At 51.1% G+C, this 17,489-nt stretch carries 16 protein-coding genes; 3 read left to right on the top strand and 13 right to left on the bottom strand.

The genetic code is table 11. From position 1 onward, the window contains the following. Window positions 1–48 precede the first annotated feature (48 nt). The 3 genes from PCH05_RS12435 to PCH05_RS12425 are packed head-to-tail and all read right to left on the bottom strand — an operon-like array spanning window position 49 to window position 2,858. Window positions 49–921, bottom strand: coding sequence for a sugar phosphate isomerase/epimerase family protein (locus PCH05_RS12435; protein ID WP_127602712.1), 873 nt, complete (start codon window positions 919–921; stop codon window positions 49–51). A gap of 24 nt (window positions 922–945) precedes the next feature. Next, on the bottom strand, window positions 946–1,803 hold the full coding sequence (locus PCH05_RS12430) for a sugar phosphate isomerase/epimerase family protein (protein ID WP_127602711.1): 858 nt from the start codon (window positions 1,801–1,803) through the stop codon (window positions 946–948). Next, window positions 1,800–2,858, bottom strand: a complete 1,059-nt coding sequence (locus PCH05_RS12425) for a Gfo/Idh/MocA family protein (RefSeq protein WP_127602710.1) — start codon at window positions 2,856–2,858, stop codon at window positions 1,800–1,802. The genes PCH05_RS12430 and PCH05_RS12425 overlap by 4 nt, the downstream gene beginning before the upstream one ends. 166 nt (window positions 2,859–3,024) lie before the next feature. Between PCH05_RS12425 and PCH05_RS12420 the strand changes: the two genes are divergently transcribed. Both PCH05_RS12420 and PCH05_RS12415 read left to right on the top strand, forming a co-directional pair. After that, window positions 3,025–3,864: an AraC family transcriptional regulator gene (locus PCH05_RS12420; RefSeq protein ID WP_246049512.1), complete on the top strand. Its 840-nt coding sequence runs from the start codon at window positions 3,025–3,027 to the stop codon at window positions 3,862–3,864. A 197-nt stretch (window positions 3,865–4,061) separates the two neighbouring features. Then, window positions 4,062–4,388 (top strand): DUF4190 domain-containing protein, encoded by a 327-nt coding sequence (locus tag PCH05_RS12415; protein WP_127602809.1) that lies wholly within the window; start codon window positions 4,062–4,064, stop codon window positions 4,386–4,388. A gap of 145 nt (window positions 4,389–4,533) precedes the next feature. On the opposite strand, the gene PCH05_RS12410 is transcribed toward PCH05_RS12415, so the two are convergent. The 6 genes from PCH05_RS12410 to deoR all read right to left on the bottom strand — a co-directional run bounded on the left by PCH05_RS12410 (window position 4,534) and on the right by deoR (window position 11,023). Further along, window positions 4,534–5,835, bottom strand: a complete 1,302-nt coding sequence (locus PCH05_RS12410; protein ID WP_127602708.1) for a pyrimidine-nucleoside phosphorylase — start codon at window positions 5,833–5,835, stop codon at window positions 4,534–4,536. 41 nt (window positions 5,836–5,876) lie between these two features. Next, window positions 5,877–6,584: a purine-nucleoside phosphorylase gene (gene deoD / locus PCH05_RS12405; protein WP_127602707.1), complete on the bottom strand. Its 708-nt coding sequence runs from the start codon at window positions 6,582–6,584 to the stop codon at window positions 5,877–5,879. Between the two features lie 40 nt (window positions 6,585–6,624). Then, on the bottom strand, window positions 6,625–7,806 hold the full coding sequence (gene deoB / locus PCH05_RS12400) for a phosphopentomutase (protein WP_127602706.1): 1,182 nt from the start codon (window positions 7,804–7,806) through the stop codon (window positions 6,625–6,627). A 44-nt stretch (window positions 7,807–7,850) separates the two neighbouring features. Continuing rightward, a complete protein-coding gene (locus PCH05_RS12395) occupies window positions 7,851–9,029 on the bottom strand; it encodes a NupC/NupG family nucleoside CNT transporter (protein ID WP_127602705.1) in 1,179 nt (392 codons plus the stop codon). A gap of 128 nt (window positions 9,030–9,157) precedes the next feature. Continuing rightward, window positions 9,158–9,829, bottom strand: coding sequence for a deoxyribose-phosphate aldolase (gene deoC, locus PCH05_RS12390; protein WP_127602704.1), 672 nt, complete (start codon window positions 9,827–9,829; stop codon window positions 9,158–9,160). Window positions 9,830–10,087: 258 nt separating this feature from the next. Beyond that, window positions 10,088–11,023, bottom strand: a complete 936-nt coding sequence (gene deoR / locus PCH05_RS12385) for a DNA-binding transcriptional repressor DeoR (RefSeq protein WP_127602703.1) — start codon at window positions 11,021–11,023, stop codon at window positions 10,088–10,090. A 257-nt stretch (window positions 11,024–11,280) separates the two neighbouring features. Here deoR and coaA point away from each other — a divergent pair, with 257 nt between their 5' ends. Further along, window positions 11,281–12,204 (top strand): type I pantothenate kinase, encoded by a 924-nt coding sequence (coaA, locus tag PCH05_RS12380; protein ID WP_127602702.1) that lies wholly within the window; start codon window positions 11,281–11,283, stop codon window positions 12,202–12,204. 28 nt (window positions 12,205–12,232) lie between these two features. Here coaA and PCH05_RS12375 read toward each other — a convergent pair whose 3' ends face one another. Genes PCH05_RS12375 through PCH05_RS12360 form a run of 4 tightly spaced genes read right to left on the bottom strand, consistent with a single transcriptional unit; the run spans window position 12,233 to window position 17,409 of the window. Next, window positions 12,233–14,338, bottom strand: a complete 2,106-nt coding sequence (locus PCH05_RS12375; protein WP_164766633.1) for an MMPL family transporter — start codon at window positions 14,336–14,338, stop codon at window positions 12,233–12,235. 14 nt (window positions 14,339–14,352) lie between these two features. Next, a complete protein-coding gene (locus PCH05_RS12370; protein WP_127602700.1) occupies window positions 14,353–15,501 on the bottom strand; it encodes an NAD(P)/FAD-dependent oxidoreductase in 1,149 nt (382 codons plus the stop codon). Between the two features lie 35 nt (window positions 15,502–15,536). Next, window positions 15,537–16,253: a methyltransferase domain-containing protein gene (locus PCH05_RS12365; RefSeq protein ID WP_127602699.1), complete on the bottom strand. Its 717-nt coding sequence runs from the start codon at window positions 16,251–16,253 to the stop codon at window positions 15,537–15,539. After that, the gene (locus PCH05_RS12360; RefSeq protein ID WP_127602698.1) at window positions 16,246–17,409 is read right to left on the bottom strand and encodes a type III polyketide synthase; all 1,164 of its coding nucleotides are present in this window, start codon (window positions 17,407–17,409) and stop codon (window positions 16,246–16,248) included. Before PCH05_RS12360 ends, PCH05_RS12365 begins: the two co-directional genes overlap by 8 nt. Window positions 17,410–17,489: the final 80 nt, after the last annotated feature.

Below are 17,489 nucleotides of genomic sequence, written 5' to 3'. Positions count from 1 at the left end.
CGGAAGCTCTCCGCATACAGCCACTGTTTTATGTTTGATTTATGTTTACTATGCTCTATATTGCTTCAGAAACTGCACCGCTTTTGAAATATCCGCCTCCGGGTCTTCCCCGACCTCACGTTCGATCGTCAAATACCCTGTGTAGCCGATGTCCTTCAGCGCATTCAAGTAAGCTGTCCAGTTCACGCTGCCCTCGCCAAGAGGTACCTCGGCAAAATATTGCCCTTCTCCCGGAACAAACGTATTGTTCTCGTTAGCCGGTGCCTCGTAACCAAGGGACTCATAGATATAATGAGCCGGTACTTCGCGCAGACGGACTCCATCCTTCGCATGCGTGTGAACGATATAATCTTTCAGGTTACACACGCCCTGAGCGGGATCATCACCGGTGACCATGACCATATTGGCCGGGTCAAAGTTGACCGACACGCCTTTGGAGCCGAGTCCATCCAGGAACTCCTTCAAACGCGCCGACGGCTCAGGACCGGTCTCGATCGCGAAGAAAGCATTCATGCTCGTCGCATACGAAGCCAACTCCTCGCAGGCATCATGCATCGTTTGATAGATTTCGCTATTTGTATCTTCCGGAACGATTCCGATATGCGTTGTGACAACCGGCGTGCCGAGTTCGACGGCCAGATCCAGGATACGCTTGGATTTCTCGATCTTTTCGGCATTGACGCTCTTGTCTTGAAATCCGTATCCGCCAAGATCGCCGACGAGAGCCGAAATTTCCAGGCCCAGTGAAGCGATATATTCCTTCAGCTCTTTCCGCTGCGCCGCAGACAGGTTTGCCGGGTCCATTTCGCCGCTTACCGCGTAAATCTGTACGCCGTCCGCCCCTACCTTCTTCGCGCGCTGCAACCCTTCTCTGACGCCTACACGAAAGCTGTCTACAATGACACCGATTTTATTGTTCATGATCGCTGCTCCTCTCATTCCTTTTTAAACTTCGTCCCAAATGCGTTTTACATTTTCCATTCCGATCCGTGTTCCCTGGTAAGCATCTTCCATGCCTTCGAATTCGATCGATAAATACCCGTCAAAGCCGGATGCCTTAACCGCACGGATCGATTCGCGGAGATTAATGTCGCCGTGACCTGCGATCGCGCCTCTCAAATAGTTGCCGCTCGCGGTTTTGAACCAGCCTTCTCCGGGATTTTGCGAAGCATGGCGAAGATAGAAATCTTTAATGTGCACGATGGATGCAAACGGAAGGTTTTTCTGGACGGCCACGACCGGATCTTCATCGACACACATGAAGTTGCCTACATCCAGCGTCGTTTTGAAATTCGGGCGATCTACCGCCTGCACCAGCGTTTGAACGCGGTCGCTTGCCTGAATGTAATATCCATGGTTCTCCACGCTGGTCGTAATGCCGTATTGGGCTGCATAATCGGCAACCTGACGGCAGGCATCGGCCAGACGTTCCACCTCGCTATTGAACTGCTTGATGGATGTATCCTTACGTCCGGCCACATCATGGCGCATGAGCTTCACGCCAAGGCGTGCGGCAATATCCACTTCTTTTTTGACGCGTTCGATTTCTCGGGCTACTTCTTCTTCGCTGTCCACGCCGAAATTGGCGTAGATGGCATAATTGGAAATGTCGATGCCCACTTCTTTCGCTTTAGCCACGATTTGATCCACCAGCTCCGGGTTGTCCGTGAGGGTATAGCCGATAGGTACGATTTCCACATGCTCCCCGCCCATTTCGGCGATTTTGTCAATGGCGTCCAGCACCGTGATTTCTCCGGAATGAATCGGACGGTATAGGCTGTATGTGCTTACTCCGACTTTCATAGCTGAATCTCCACTCCTTTTTCTGCGGATTCGTAAATGGCCGTCAGCATCTTCATCAGCTCCAGACCATCTTCGACAGGGCTGATCGGCTCTCTGTTATGTTGAACGTTAAGGATGAACTGATCGATTTCATTTTGGAAGGCCGCCGCGAAATTGAAGCCTTTGTTGTCGATTTGCGGCTCAATGTTGATCATGACGTCATTCTTTTCGGTGACGATGAGCAGCGCCGGATCGATCTCGAAACCGCCTTTGGTGCCGAAAATTTTGACGGCTGTCTCGTCCTTTTTCGCATGCAGCGAGAAGCTGACGTCGACCATAAGCGATGCGCCGTTTTCGAAACGGATCAACGCGTTGGCGAGGTCTTCGACCGTGTTTTTACTGGCATCGTAATCAGCCGCTTTATAGAAGGACAGATGCTTGACGTTCGAACGGTTGCCGAGCTTGTGGTACACGTTGCCGGAAACCGATTTGACTTTCGGTCTGCCGAGCATGTACCAGCAAAGGTCGATGACGTGAACGCCGATATCGATCAGCGGTCCGCCGCCGGAGCGTTCTTTATCCGCAAACCAGCCGCCGGGATTGCCTAAACGGCGAAGGATCGAAGCTTTGGCGTAGTACAGCTCGCCGAACTCATCCTTTTCAATAAAGCTTTGCAAAAGGTCGATATTAGGGTCATAGCGACGCACAAAACCAACCTGCAGCAGCTTGTCGCTGTTACGAACGGTTTGCTGAATATGTAAGGCTTCCTCCACGCTGCGGCACAGCGGTTTTTCGACCAGCACGTGTTTGCCGGCTTTGATCGCTGCGATACTGATCTCGGCATGCGTGTTATTCCAGGTACAGATGCTGACGGCATCGATGTCCGGGTTCGCAAGCAGTTCATTGTAATCGGTATATGTTTGCTGAGCGCCGTATTTCTGGGCAGCAGCCTTGGCTCTCTCTTCCTTCAAGTCGCAAATCGCCACGATCTCTGCGTTCGGGTTGTTCTGATACGAATTCATATGGGATTCTGAAATGGAACCTGCGCCGATCACGCCTACTCTGATTTTGCTCATTCGTATTCAACTCTCCTTTTGAGTCATCCTTTTGTGTTTCTTCATCTTGAATTATAATATGTATACGAAAGTCTGCCATGAAGAGCCTTGCTCATTATTTATACAATTGTGCGATTTAGAGGTGACAGTTATGGAAAGACCCCTTTCCCTCCAGGAACCAATGGATATGCCGAACCGATTCTTTCCGATCAAGGTCCATTACTGCACGTCGGATGAATACGGTAAGACGTTATTTAACCACCATTGGCATAACCACATTGAATTTTTATATTTCACGAAAGGCTCCGCCATGATCGAGCTGAACTCCGTGCCCTACGAAGTATCCGAGGGCGATCTGGTCGTGGTCAACAGCAATGATCTGCACTATGGAGTCAGCCTGTGCGACGATTTGGTGTATTATGCGATGATTGTCGACATCAAGCTCCTGCATAGCCACTCCGTCGATGCCATCGAAACCAAATTCATTACCCCGATCACGCAAAACCGGATCTTGTTTGCCAGCAAAATTTCGGGCGATACAGACATCGTCAGCTGCATTTCTTCGCTCATCCATGAGCTGAGCCAGCGCGAGCTCGGTTACGAGCTGTCGATCAAATCGTATTTGTACCGCATTATCACGATATTGCTGCGCAACTATGGAACGAACAAGATGTCTACCGAGGATGACCAGCTGCGCCTCAAAAATCTGGAGCGGTTCACGCCTGTTTTTCAGCATATCGAGGATCATTACCATGAGGATCTGACCGTCGATCAGTTGTCCGGCCTGGCCGGATTAAGCCGGTTTCATTTCAGCCGATTGTTCAAGGAGCTCACCGGACGGACCGTCATGGATTATATCAATACGCTCCGCATCAACAAATCGGAGTATTTGCTGCGCAACTCGAGGATGAATATCTCGGAAATCGCTTTATCTACCGGATTCAGAGATATCTATTATTTCAGCCGCTCCTTTAAGAAGTATAAGCATATATCTCCGTCGGAATTGCGTAAAAGCTTTAATGCATAGCTGAGATTGGCCCCTTTTGTCGACCAGAAAAAAAGATTGTCGAGTTGAAATTGGTATTTTTCATAGTCAATCTCCTTTTTTCTGGGTATAATAATTCTGGTTGTTAGATATCTTTTATACATAAAGTATGTAATTTGAGGAGGAACAGACCTTTGGATCCATATTCATCGGGACAACATTTTAACCAGCATCAGCAAATGCCGCCTATGCAGCCGCCAAAGACAAACGGCAAAGCCGTCGGAGCGCTCGTTCTCGGCATTCTTAGCCTCATTATTCCTTATGTGGGCTTCATTCTCGGCATCATCGCGATTATCCTTGCCAGCCTTGCCTTTAAGGAAATCAAGAGAAGAAACGAAGGCGGACGCGGACTGGCCATTGGCGGTTTGGTATGCGGCATCTGCGGAACGGCATTATACGGCATCATCATCTTCATTGTCGTGATCGCCCTGATCTTTTACGGTGCTGCCGTAAGCGATACCTCATATGGTTTCCTTTCCTTGATTTCGGATTGGAAAACCGCTTAATGACTCTCAGCATTCCCCAACCATAGTTAAAAGGATTGAAGCCTTCCGCTTCAATCCTTTTTCTTTGCCCGGTAAAAATGAAAAAACCGGCGCCGCCTCTTCCGAGGCTGCTGCCGGCATTTCATCAATCCAATGTATGTGAGGGTTATTCCGTAATGATGCCGTGTACAAGTACAGGTGCTTCGGCATGATCGGCGATGCGGATGTTCTCATAGATTTTATTCATGACATCATCCACATTTTCGCGGTTCGCATGAATTGTCACAAGCGATTCGCCTTTTTTCACGGAATCACCGATTTTTTTGTTGAGCATAAGGCCTACGGCCAAATCGATTTCCGATTCTTTGGTTGCGCGTCCGGCACCCAGCCACATGGCAGCCGTACCGATTTCGTCCGCCACGATTTCAGCAACGACGCCGTCTTCCTTCGCAGGAACCTCAATCAGGTACTTCGCTTGAGGCAATTTCTCCGGATGATCCACCACGTCAGGATCTCCGCCCTGATTTTGGATGAATTCCTTGAATTTCTCGAGCGCCTTGCCATTGCGGATGACTTCTTTCAGCATGTCCTCCGCTTCTTCAAGCGAGCTTGCCTTGTTCGCCAGGAATACCATTTGGCGTCCGAGCGCGAAGCACAGCTCTTCCAGATCTTTGGGTCCCTCGCCTTTCAGCGTGTCGATCGCTTCTTTGACTTCCAGGGAGTTGCCGATCGCAAGACCCAGAGGCTGGCTCATATCGGAAATAACGGCCATCGTTTTACGGCCAACGTTGTTGCCGATGCTCACCATGGCATGCGCCAATTCTTTGGCATCGTCTACGGTTTTCATGAATGCGCCTGCGCCTGTTTTCACGTCGAGTACGATCGCGTCGGAACCCGCAGCGATTTTCTTACTCATGATGGAGCTGGCAATCAGGGAGATCGAATCGACCGTGCCCGTCACGTCGCGGAGTGCGTAGAGCTTCTTATCCGCAGGGGTCAGGTTGCCGGTTTGTCCGATAACCGCGATTTTATGTTTGTTCACCAGGTTCACGAACTCTTCGCGTTCGATTTCGACGTGGAAACCATCGATGGATTCCAGCTTGTCGATCGTACCGCCGGTGTGTCCGAGGCCGCGTCCCGACATTTTCGCTACCGGAATGTCGAGCGCCGCCACCAGTGGTGCAAGCACCAAGGTCGTCGTATCGCCTACGCCGCCCGTGGAGTGCTTATCGACCTTCACGCCTTCGATTTCGGACAAATCAATGGTATCGCCAGAGTTCACGATCGCCATCGTCAAGTCCGCGCGCTCACGCTGCGTCATGTCTTTGAAGAAAATTGCCATAGCCAAGGCACTGACCTGGTAATCCGGAATATCTCCCTTTGTATAGCCTTCTATGATGAAATTGATTTCTTCTGTTGTCAATTCTCCGCCGTCACGTTTCTTTTCAATCAAGTCGACCATTCTCATGGATGCAATGCCTCACTTTCAATAGTTAAGGATATGAATAATTACAATGCGATCGCGGTTTCCAGAGCCACTTCCATCATCTCATTGAACGTGGTTTGACGTTCTTCCGCGCTTGTCTCTTCCCCTGTCAGCAGGTGGTCGCTCACCGTCAGCAGCGTCAGCGCGTTTACGCCGAATTTCGCCGCCAAGGTGTACAGTGCCGTTGTTTCCATTTCGATGCCCAAAATGCCGTGCTGCATCAATTTCTCAACGACCGATTTGTCGTCGCGATAGAAAATGTCGGAGCTGAACACGTTGCCGACATGCAGCTTGAGGCCTTTTTCCACGCCTTTCTCATAAGCGGTCTTCAAGAGCTGGAAGCTGGCGATCGGCGAGAAGTCGTAGCCGCCGAAATAATGGCGGTTTGCGCCGGAATCCGTGCAGGATGCCTGGGCCAGAATCACGTCGCGCACATGCACGTCCTGCTGCATGCCGCCGCATGTGCCGACGCGCATCAGGTTCTTCACGCCGTATTGGCTGATCAGTTCATTCACGTAAATGCTGATCGACGGAATGCCCATCCCGGTACCCTGAACGGAAATGCGTTTGCCTTTGTAGGTACCCGTGAATCCGAGCATGCCTCTGACTTCGTTATAGCAGGTAACGTCCTGCAAATAAGTTTCTGCAATGTACTTCGCCCGCAGCGGATCCCCTGGTAATAAAATCGTTTCCGCGATATCTCCGGCTTTAGCTCCAATATGAGTGCTCATTGAATGTCCTCCTGACAGGTATTGGGATGAATAGTATTCTTTATTTCAAGTCTTTAAGGAAGCTTGTGCCGTATTCCGGCATTTTCACGCCGAAGTTCTCAGCCACCGTTGCGCCGAGGTCGGCGAATGTTTTGCGCAGCGCAAGCTCGCTGCCGCCGTTTTTGAACCGCGGTGAATACACGAGCAGCGGCACATATTCGCGAGTGTGATCGGTTCCGCGGTAAGTCGGATCATTGCCGTGGTCGGCTGTAATGATCAGAAGATCTTCATCCGTCATTTTACCCAATAATTCAGGCAGGCGCGCATCATAGTCTTCCAATGCCTGCGCATATCCTTGCGGATCGCGGCGATGGCCGTACAGGGCATCAAAATCAACCAGATTCAGGAAGCTGAGACCTGTGAAATCCTCATCCATGGTGGCAATGATCTTGTCCATTCCATCCATATTGGACGTGGTACGGATCGCCTTCGTGACGCCTTCTCCGTCATAAATATCGGAAATCTTGCCGATGGCGATCACATCGAAGTTAGCATCCTTCAGCTCACTCATAACCGTGCGGTTAAAAGGCTTAAGCGCATAGTCATGACGGTTCGGCGTGCGTTTGAAAGCTCCTGGCTCGCCTACATATGGACGGGCAATAATACGTCCCAGCATGTACGGATCCTCCAGGGTGATTTCGCGGCAGAATTCGCAAATTTCATACAGCTCTTTCAGTGGAATAATATCTTCATGAGCTGCGATCTGCAGTACGGAATCTGCGGATGTATAAACGATCAGAGCGCCTGTCTTCATTTGCTCTTCGCCCAGTTCATCAAGAATTTCCGTTCCGCTCGCCGGCTTGTTGCCGATAACCTTCCGGCCGGTTTTTTCCTCGATGCGCTGAATGAGCTCATCCGGGAATCCATCCGGAAACACCCGGAACGGTGTATCGATGTACAGGCCCATAATTTCCCAGTGGCCAGTCATCGTATCCTTGCCTGCGGATTTCTCCTGCATTTTGGTATAGTAGGCAAGCGGCTTGTCCGCCTTTTCAATGCCTTGGATTTCACGGATGTTGGAAAGCCCGAGCTTGCCCATGTTCGGCATGTTCAGACCGCCGCGTTCTCTGGCGATATGTCCGAATGTATCCACATCAAAATCATCGAACTGGGCAGCGTCCGGCGCTTCGCCGATGCCAACCGAGTCCATTACTATCAAGTGTACACGTTTAAATTCTGCCATGTTTAATCACTCCTCCGTTTTAGAGTATAACTCATGCAAAGCGATTATAAAAACACACCGGCAATCGTAGCGGACAGCACGCTGACCAGCGTCGCGCCGTAGAGCAATTTAAGACCGAAGCGAGCGACGACATTGCCCTGCTTCTCATGCAAGCCCTTCACAGCACCGGCGATAATGCCGATGGAAGAGAAGTTCGCGAACGACACGAGGAAGATCGAGACGATTCCCGTTGCGCGAGGAGACAACGCATGTTTACCCAAATCCAGCATGGCGACGAACTCGTTGGATACCATTTTCGTTGCCATAATGCTGCCCGCGTTCACGGCTTCCTTCCAAGGCACGCCCATAACGAACGCAAACGGCGCAAAGACGTAACCGAGCAATTGCTGGAACGAGATACCGAAAATCCCGCTGAAAATTCCGTTGATCATGGCGATCAGAGCGACGAAACCGATCAGCATCGCTGCGACCGTAATCGCTACTTTGAAACCGTCCATGATGTACTCGCCGAGCATTTCGAAGAACGACTGCTTCTCCTGTTCCTCCTGCACCTCGAGCTTATCTTCTTCCGGGGTGACTTTGTACGGGTTCAGGATCGAAGCAATGATGAAACCGCCGAACAAGTTCAGTACCAGCGCGGTCACAACGTATTTTGGATCAATCATGGTCATGTATGCGCCAACGATGGACATCGATACGGTGGACATCGCCGATGCGCAAAGCGTATAGAGACGGTGCTTCGGCAGCAGGCCGATTTGTTTTTTAATGGAAATGAACACTTCGGATTGGCCCAAGATGGCAGAAGCGACGGCGTTGTAAGATTCAAGCTTGCCCATGCCGTTAATCTTGCTGAGTACCAGGCCGATAAACCGAATGATCAACGGGAGTACCTTGATGTACTGCAGAATCCCGATCAAGGCCGAAATGAAAATGATCGGCAGGAGCACGTTCAGGAAGAACGGAGCCTGTCCCTCGTTTGCAATGCCGCCAAAGACGAAGTTGATGCCCTCGGAAGCATAGGTGAGCAAATTCGTAAATATATCAGAGAAGCCTTGGATCAAAACCGTACCGACAACCGTATTCAGCAAAAAGAATGCCAGAATGAGCTGCAGGACGATCATGATGAGGATCGGGCGATAACGAATACCGCGTTTGTTATTGCTGGCCACAAATGACAATGCAAACACCACGAGTAAACCTAATATCGCAATTAAAAATTTCATGGTTGTCTCCCCAGTTGTAAGTGTATTGAAAATCTTTCATGAAGCGCTTTCAATGTTCTCATAAAAAAGCGGAATCGCATTGATGGGTCATCCGCTATGGTTCACTTGAATAATTGGCAATCGGGCTCTTAGTAAGAAGCTGTCGACTGGCCGCCTTCCATAATCTTCACGCCGGAGCTTGCGCCGATTCTTGTCGCGCCTGCTTCGATCATTTGGTTCATGTCTTCAAGGCTGCGTACGCCGCCGGAAGCTTTCACGCCGACATTCGGCCCTACGGTTTGACGCATCAGGCGAACATCTTCAGGTGTAGCGCCGCCCGTGGAGAATCCGGTAGACGTTTTGACGAAATCGGCACCGGCTTTAACCGACAAACGGCTGGCACGTTCCTTCTCTTCGTCCGTCAGCAGGCAGGTTTCGATAATGACCTTAACGAGCGCTTTGCCTTTAGCCGCATCCACGACAGCTTTGATATCACTTTCCACGAAATCATCCTGCTTGTCTTTCAGCGCGCCGATGTTGATCACCATATCCACCTCGGTGGCTCCATTTTCGATAGCGTTGTTCGCTTCAAAGGCTTTGACCGCGGAGGTCGTTGCTCCCAGAGGAAAACCAATTACGGTGCATACCTTCACTTGGGTGCCTTGCAATTGTTCAGCCGCGTATTTCACCCATGTCGGGTTTACGCAAACGGAAGCAAATCCGTATTTTTTCGCTTCTTCCGTCAGTTTGGCAATTTCTTTTTGGCTAGCGTCTGCACGCAGCAGTGTATGATCGATCATACCCGCAAGATTTGTCATCATGTCATCTCCTTCTCAAAATCAGTTACCCTTTATTTATCCAATTTTCATGAAATGAAAAGGTTTGGATTGCATCTGCTGTAAGCCCGAATCCGTTTCGGCTCCAGTCTATTCTTGCCGATGCAGGATTATCATATCACTCACTTGAACATATGTAAACATCGTATTGAAATTATGTTCATGAACGATTTGTGAAGGTCTGATTGATCTATTTTGCACAAAAAAAATCTGCCATATGTGCCTATGACAGATTTTTCTAATTCACACCAAAAGAGCCTGTGCCGTGAACTGGTCCGTAACCAACGTGTTGGCGTACTTGCCTGCAAGAGCCGCCTGAATCGCCTCCACCTTGCGCTGACCGCCGGCCACAAGAATCGACTTCTCCTTCAAGCGCAGCTCGGACAGGTCGATGCCGACGGTGCGGTTATTGATTTCCTCGCTGCAAATGTTCCCGTCCTTATCGAAGAACCTGGAGCAGATATCGCCCGCTCCGTTCTTCTTCAGAAGCTTCTGTTCTTCCTCGTTGAAATACCCCAGCCGGAATAAGAGCGCATCCTCCTTGACGGTACCTACGGTGAATACGGCAATGTTAGCCTGCTTCCCGAGCTCAATAATCCGGTTGATATGCCTGTCCTCTTCGACGATGCGCTTGAGGGCGATGTTATCGAAAATTACCGGCAGCGGCAGGTACCTGGCAACGGTCTGAAAAGCTTCAGCGAATAAATTCACCGTTTCCGCGGCATACGTGTTGACATGAGAGTGGCTGACGCCGCCCTTCAGCTGAACGACCTCCACGCCCTTCACGCTTTTATGCTGCAGCTGCTGCGCTACGGCATGCATCGTCGTTCCCCAGGTCACGCCAATAATATCTTTATCTTGAATCGTCTCATGGAGGTATTCCGCCGTCTGTTTGGCGATATGTTTTTTGATTTCCTCATACGTATTGAGCGGCGAATAACAGACCAGAACCGTATCGAGTCCATATCGATGCTGCAGCTCCTGCGATAACAGGTTTAAATCTTCGCTAGGATCGACGATGTCGATCCGGACATACCCTTGCTCCTTGGCAAATTGCAGCAGCCTGGATACCGTCGGCCGGGAAACACCCAGGCGTGCGGCAATATCCTGCTGGCTGAAGTCCGACTGGTAATAGAGTCTGGCCGCCTCAATCGATAATTTTTGCTTTTCAATGTCCATCTTTTTCACCCGTCTCTATGTCTATAATCGGTACTTATGAGGCTCGTTGATATGAAATTATGATCCATTTCGGCACCGTGAGCAATCTTTGCTTTTTCCGGCGCGCTTTATTTGATAAGATAGGAACTGCGGAATTTTCCGCCCATGTACAGTATATAACATAAACGAACGCTGAAAACGGATCTTTTCCGCTATTTTCTTAAAAATCGCCGTTTCGTTGCCGCCGGTTTTCAGCCTGGATAGAAAGCGAGCCGATCATGGATAATACATATTCTCCCTATTTTAAATTCGACCGGTCCTTTTGGGCCCTGTCACGTGACCTCCCCACGCTCTCTTTGTCAGAAGAAGAATTCGAGAAGCTCAAGGGGCTCAACGAAAAAATTGCCATCGAGGAAGTGGCGGATGTCTATCTCCCGCTTGCACGGCTCCTGCATTTGTATGTTACCGCTTACCATCATCTTCAGTCCAAAATGAATTCGTTTCTCAGCCTGCCGGCGCCTAAAGCCCCTTTTATCATCGGGATCGCCGGTAGCGTTGCCGTGGGCAAAAGCACCACCGCGAGGCTGCTGCAAAACCTGCTGTCCCGCTGGAACGAGCATGCGAAGGTCGATCTGGTAACGACCGACGGCTTTTTGTATCCGAACCGGGTGCTGGAGGCCAAGGGCATCATGAATAAAAAAGGCTTCCCGGAAAGCTATGACATTAACAAGCTGATGCATTTTATCAGCAGCATTAAATCGGGTGAGCCCGCCCTCGAAGTGCCCGTGTATTCGCATCTGGCCTACGATATTCTGGATGATCAGACCCTGATCGTGGACCAGCCGGACATATTGATTCTGGAGGGAATCAACGTGCTGCAGGTCAACACGCAGGAGCCTTTTTTCGTCAGCGATTTCTTTGATTTTTCCATCTATATCGATGCGGATGAGGACAATATCCGTGACTGGTATATTGAGAGATTCCAAATGCTGCGGGATACGGCGTTCCAGAATCCGCGTTCCTATTTCCACAAATACGCTTCGCTCACGGAGACCGAAGCCAATGACACCGCGTCACGGATTTGGCGGGATATCAACGCGATGAACCTTCATGAGAATATTATGCCGACCAAAGAGCGTGCCAAACTCATCATCAAAAAAGGCAACAATCATATGATTGAGCATGTCCTGCTCCGAAAATAACTGACGGGTACGTTTCCGCGTCTGGCCTTCACGAAGAGCGAAGCCAGCGCGGAACCCACCAGTTCATATGTCCAAGCAGCTTCATGAGCGACGGGACGAGAAGCAGCCGTATCAGCGTTGCATCGATGAACACCGCCGCTGCAATGCCGACGCCAAGCTGTTTAACCCCTTCCACTTCCCCAAAAGCGAAAGGCAGCGTTACCGCGATCATAATCGCCGCAGCTGAAGAGATCAACTTCCCCGTAGCCCCCAGGCCTCGACTGATTGCCATCTCCGGATTGCCGGTTTCCTTGAATGCCTCCGACATCCGCGACAACAAAAACACCCCGTAATCCATACTGACGCCAAATACCAGACCATATACAAAAACCGGAATCATGATTGCGATAAATCCGGGTGGAAATCCGGTAATTCCTTCCTGAAAAATCAGTACCAATACACCGAAAGAAGCGGCAATGCTCAGCATATTCATGACCATGGCCTTCAAGGGAATCAAGATGGACCGAAATGCGATGAACAGCACGATGAAATTGGTTGCACCTATGAAAGCCAGCATGCGCGGCAAAGCCGAAGATATAGCATCATGGATTTCCTGCTCTGATTTGGCTTGCCCGCCTAGCAGCAGGTGAAGTCCGGTTTGATTGGCCTCTTGCTCGGTTTCTCTCAGCCAGCGATTCACCTGTACAGAGCCTGCCTCCCCTTTCAGCGTGACCTTCAGAACAGCCAGACTGCCCTTTTTACCTTGTACGTCTGTTGCAGAACCGGCATCACCAGATTGCAACGGCTTCACGCTCGCCACCATGGGATCCTTATTCATTCTGGAAAGCCAAATATACGCTTCCTCCCGCTCTTTCTTCGAAAAATCGTTTCCGGCAGGCTGAAGCACAAGCAGCGTTTCCGAAGTCCCGCTTATTTGAAAATGTGTCCGAATCGTCTCGTCGGCTTGCCTCGATTCATAGGTATCCGGAATGGAGCCTGCATCCGGCACGCTGGTCGTTAAGCGGAGGGCAGGAATTAACAACAATGCGATCAATGTTCCTCCTGTCAGCAGCATCCGGACGGGTCTTCGCATCACCACGCCCGCCCAGGTTGCCCATAAGGAATAACTCCGGCTGATGAACATCCCCCGGGTTCGGTCGGTTTTCAGCCATGAAGCCGCCGTAACCAGAAGTGCAGGCACTAAACTCAGGTTGATGACAGCCGCCAATACGACAACGATCATCGCAGCCAGCGCAGAGCTTTCAAACATGGGCACAGGGATGAAGGCTACAGCGGCTAAACCGCACAAGACGCATACAACGGAAAAAAAGACCGCCCTTCCTGATGTAAGCATCGTCGCACGAAGTGCCGCGTCCCGGCTGCCTTTGCTGATCTCTTCACGGAAACGGCTGGTCAGAATAAATGCAAAATCCAAGCTGAGCGCAAGGCCTGTCATGGGGATGACGTTCAGGATGAAGTTGGATAACTCAAGATCATACGTCCTTCCGATGACGGCCATGATTCCCATGGCAGCTGAAACTGTCAGCAGTCCCGTCAGTATGGGAATGAACGCGTAGGTCACCCCTCCAAAAGAGATCAACAAAATGATAAAAGCGATCGGGATGCCGATGCGCTCCACCGTTTTAAAATCCTGCATGCTTGCCCGGTTTACGTCCGCTTGCACGATGCTTTTCCCCGTCAAGCGAATCGTGACGCCGCTCACTTCGGGCAGCTGACTGCGGATTTGACGAATGATCCGTTCCTGTTGACCCGCAGGTTCAGCCAAGCCAAGGACCGCGTAAGCAGCGCTGGCAAGGATCAGATCCTGATGATCCAAGGGGGAATGCAAGGATTCCAATCCCTTTAATTCCTTTATAGGCTTCAAGGTGGCTTCAATCACGGACATGAACTCGGATAAAGTAACGGAATTCTGGCGCTCGAACACGACGAACACGGGATCCTCCGGCAACCCCAAACGCTCGTTCATGAGCTGTTGAACCTTGGCGTAAGAACCCTCTGTTTCTAAACCCGGTCCCTTGACGACAGAAGGCAGTTGCGATGAAAATGAACCGAAGAAAATAAAAAACGCCGTCCAGCATGCCAACATCACACCCGGATGGCGAAGAATCCAATAGGCAAGCAACCTATAGACCATAGCAAATCTTCCCCTTACAAAAGCGATGTTTTTCCGTGCAGCCGGGTTGCTTGAACCATATATCCGGCAAGCCGCGGAAACATCCTTGTTCCAGCCGTCCAAATGCGGGGAACGACAGGCATGCTCCCGAGCGTTTGTAGAATCTTCCCCCATCTTAAAATGGCCGCGTATTCCTTGCTGATGCTGGAACGGTACGCTTCCTGCCAGGCTTCCAGGCTGATTTCACCCCGAAGAAAGCGGTCACCATACCAAGCGCAAAGCTTCGCGGATCGCAGCGCAGCGGACATGCCGTCACCAAACAACGGCGGGATCATGGATCCGGCATCGCCAACCTGCGGAACGATGCTCCACGCTGACGGCTTATCGGACAAATGCACGGGTGCAGCCGACACCTGCGTATCGGTCAGGAGAATGCCGGATCTTAGCCTGTGCGCCAGCAACTCGTTTTCTCCCGCCGCAGAGAGAAGCAGCTCGAATACAGAGCTTCCTTTGCCTCTCGCCTGATCCAGAGGCACGAGTGCCGCAACATTGACTTTACCATCTTCGATGGGTGCAAGTCCGACATAGCCCCCACGGATAAAGTAGAGCTCAACCGTGTTGTCCAGATGAATGCCATGGAAATGGGCTTTCAGCCCGATATATGACCTTATCCCTTTCTTATCGGCCGCAGGGCTTTGACCGGCCAGCTCCAGGCGGGGATGCGCTCCCCAGGCTGCATAAGCGGATCGTGCAAGCAGAACTTCAGAGGTTCCGTTCTTTCTTATTCCGATTCGAAAGCCCTTTCTCTCGGCAGCAATGCTGGATACGGACGTTTCCGTCAGCACCTTGGCCCCCGCAGCTTCCGCGGCTTGCAGCATGATCGAATCCATGGCATGTCTGCTCAGCCCCCAAGCCGGTTCTTCGAGATCCGCCTCCACCATACCCCCATGCCGGAAAATGAGACGGGTTTTCGTGATGCGTTCCGGTCCAAGCATCTCCAGGCGCTCCAGCACCCCCAGCTCCCTGAACATCATCTTCGTTTCCGGCGACAAAAACTCGCCGCAGGCTTTATGCCTAGGAAAGCTCTGCCGCTCGAGCAGCAGGGTTTTCCATCCGAAGGCTGATAGCCGGATAGCCAGACTGCTTCCGGCGAGGCCGCCACCGATGACAACTGCGTCCGGCATCCGAAATCCTCCCCTTTGACGGCATCCAGTGCCGATTATTCCTTGCTCACGATGACACGATAGCGAAACAGCGGCTTCCACGCATAATCGAGGTCATATCCGCTTCGTTCCAGCATCGTCTGCTTCAATCGCTGCCAGTCCTCTGCTTGAAAGCCTTTAGCGACGGACAACGGTCCGTCATGCCGGATATAACGGTTAGTGGAAACAAGGCGGGCCATTAACCATACAGCCGACCAGGATATCCAGTGCCGATGGATGTCACTGACCACGATGCCGTACCGGCAGCATTTTATCATTTGACACATAACATCCGGCAGCAATTCATCGCTGAAATGATGCAGAAACTGCGAGGAAACCACAACATCAGCGGCCTGTTCCTCAATATCGAAAAGATTGCAGCGCAGCGCACGGACTCGGGGTTCATCCTTGAAAATCAGCCGGGCTTCCGCGCACGCCTCTTCCGTCATATCCACCAGCGTGAGACGAAGCTTGATTTCATTTCGATCCGCCCAGCGCAGGATCTGCCGGTTGATTTCTCCGGAGCCTGCCCCGATGTCCATCACATGAAGCTCCTTCGGCCTTCCGGTCCTGAGCCATAATCGATGAATCCCGGAAACCACCGGTCCTGCCGCCCCGAAAATCCGGTTTAACCTGCGGAGGTGACGCAGCGCCTCCGTCAGTTCGTCTCCGCCTGTACTGAAATCATCCATGTACTCTTCTTTCACGGAACGCATGCCGAGCTGTCTAAACATATGCCGCTTTTTCCTTATCTGCCATTGGATCATTTGAGATCGATTGAACGTAAGAGAAGCAGAGAAGTTCAGCCGTGAGACCCGGTCCAAAAGCGAGGGAAATCCCTTCCGCATACGATATCCCTTGGTCGATCAGGTTTTCCCGCATCCGTTTCAAGACGAACAGAATCGTTGCGGAGGATAGGTTTCCGAATTCCTTCAAAATGCTGCGGCTGTACGATACCTGGTCATCACCCAGTCCAAAAATATCCTGCACGGCATCGACAATGCCTCTGCCCCCGGGATGAATAGCCCATAGAAACGGCAGACTCTCTTGCCCGATGAGATGGCCAACCTCCTCGCCCACGAAGGATTTGAGTAATTTGGGAATCGCCGGCGACAAATACAGATCAAATCCGTGATCGCCTACCCTCCAGATCATCTCGGCATCGGAGTCGGGTACGAGCACGGCATGTCCGTCACCCAATTGAAATACATGCTTTTGCCCGGGTGAAACCTTGCTGATAATGCATGCGGAAGCCCCGTCACCGAAAAACGATGCTCCGAACAGCGCTTCCCTGGAGGCGGGCGGCTGAAAATGTATCGTACAGAGCTCTACACATACGACAAGCACATGATGTGAATCAGCACTTTCCACCAGGCTTTTAGCCAGCTGCACCGCCTTAAGGCCGGCGTGACAGCCTTGGAAGGTTAGCGGGATACGGTTTATACGTGGAGACAACCCCAAATCTTTTATTAATATGGAATCTAAGCCGGGAAGAAATTGCCCCGTACAGCTGACCGTAATGAGATGCGTGATACTCGAAGAATGCAGGCCGGCATCTTCCAATGCTTCGCGCGCCGCCTGAGCCGCTAGAGGGACGGATTCCCTCTCGTATATTCTCATTCTCTCCGAGGTCGACGGAACCTCCCGTTCTTCTTGACCCGGCAAATAGCGGCAGTCGCCTGCCGGCTCTAAAAAATCAGGTTCACAGGTGTAGCGTGTATCGACGCCGCATTGCCTGAAAATTCTTCTGGCCCAGCGCATGATATCCGAATCTTGGGGACACGAAGCTTCGATTCTCTGAAACACTTCGTCTTGTTCTAGCTTATATCGCGGTAAGCTCGTACCGATTCCGATGATGCCTGCGGATGCCGGTAATGTTAAATATGCCATCGCTTGCACACCTTCCTTTCCTGATCCCGTGCCAAAGTGCAAAGAAATAAAGCGATCGTGAGACAAGTCTATTCGAAAAG

It is taken from the genome of Paenibacillus chibensis (genome assembly GCF_004001045.1).
Classification (GTDB): domain Bacteria; phylum Bacillota; class Bacilli; order Paenibacillales; family Paenibacillaceae; genus Paenibacillus_AQ; species Paenibacillus_AQ chibensis.
This window is presented reverse-complemented; position numbering and strand designations above follow the sequence as displayed.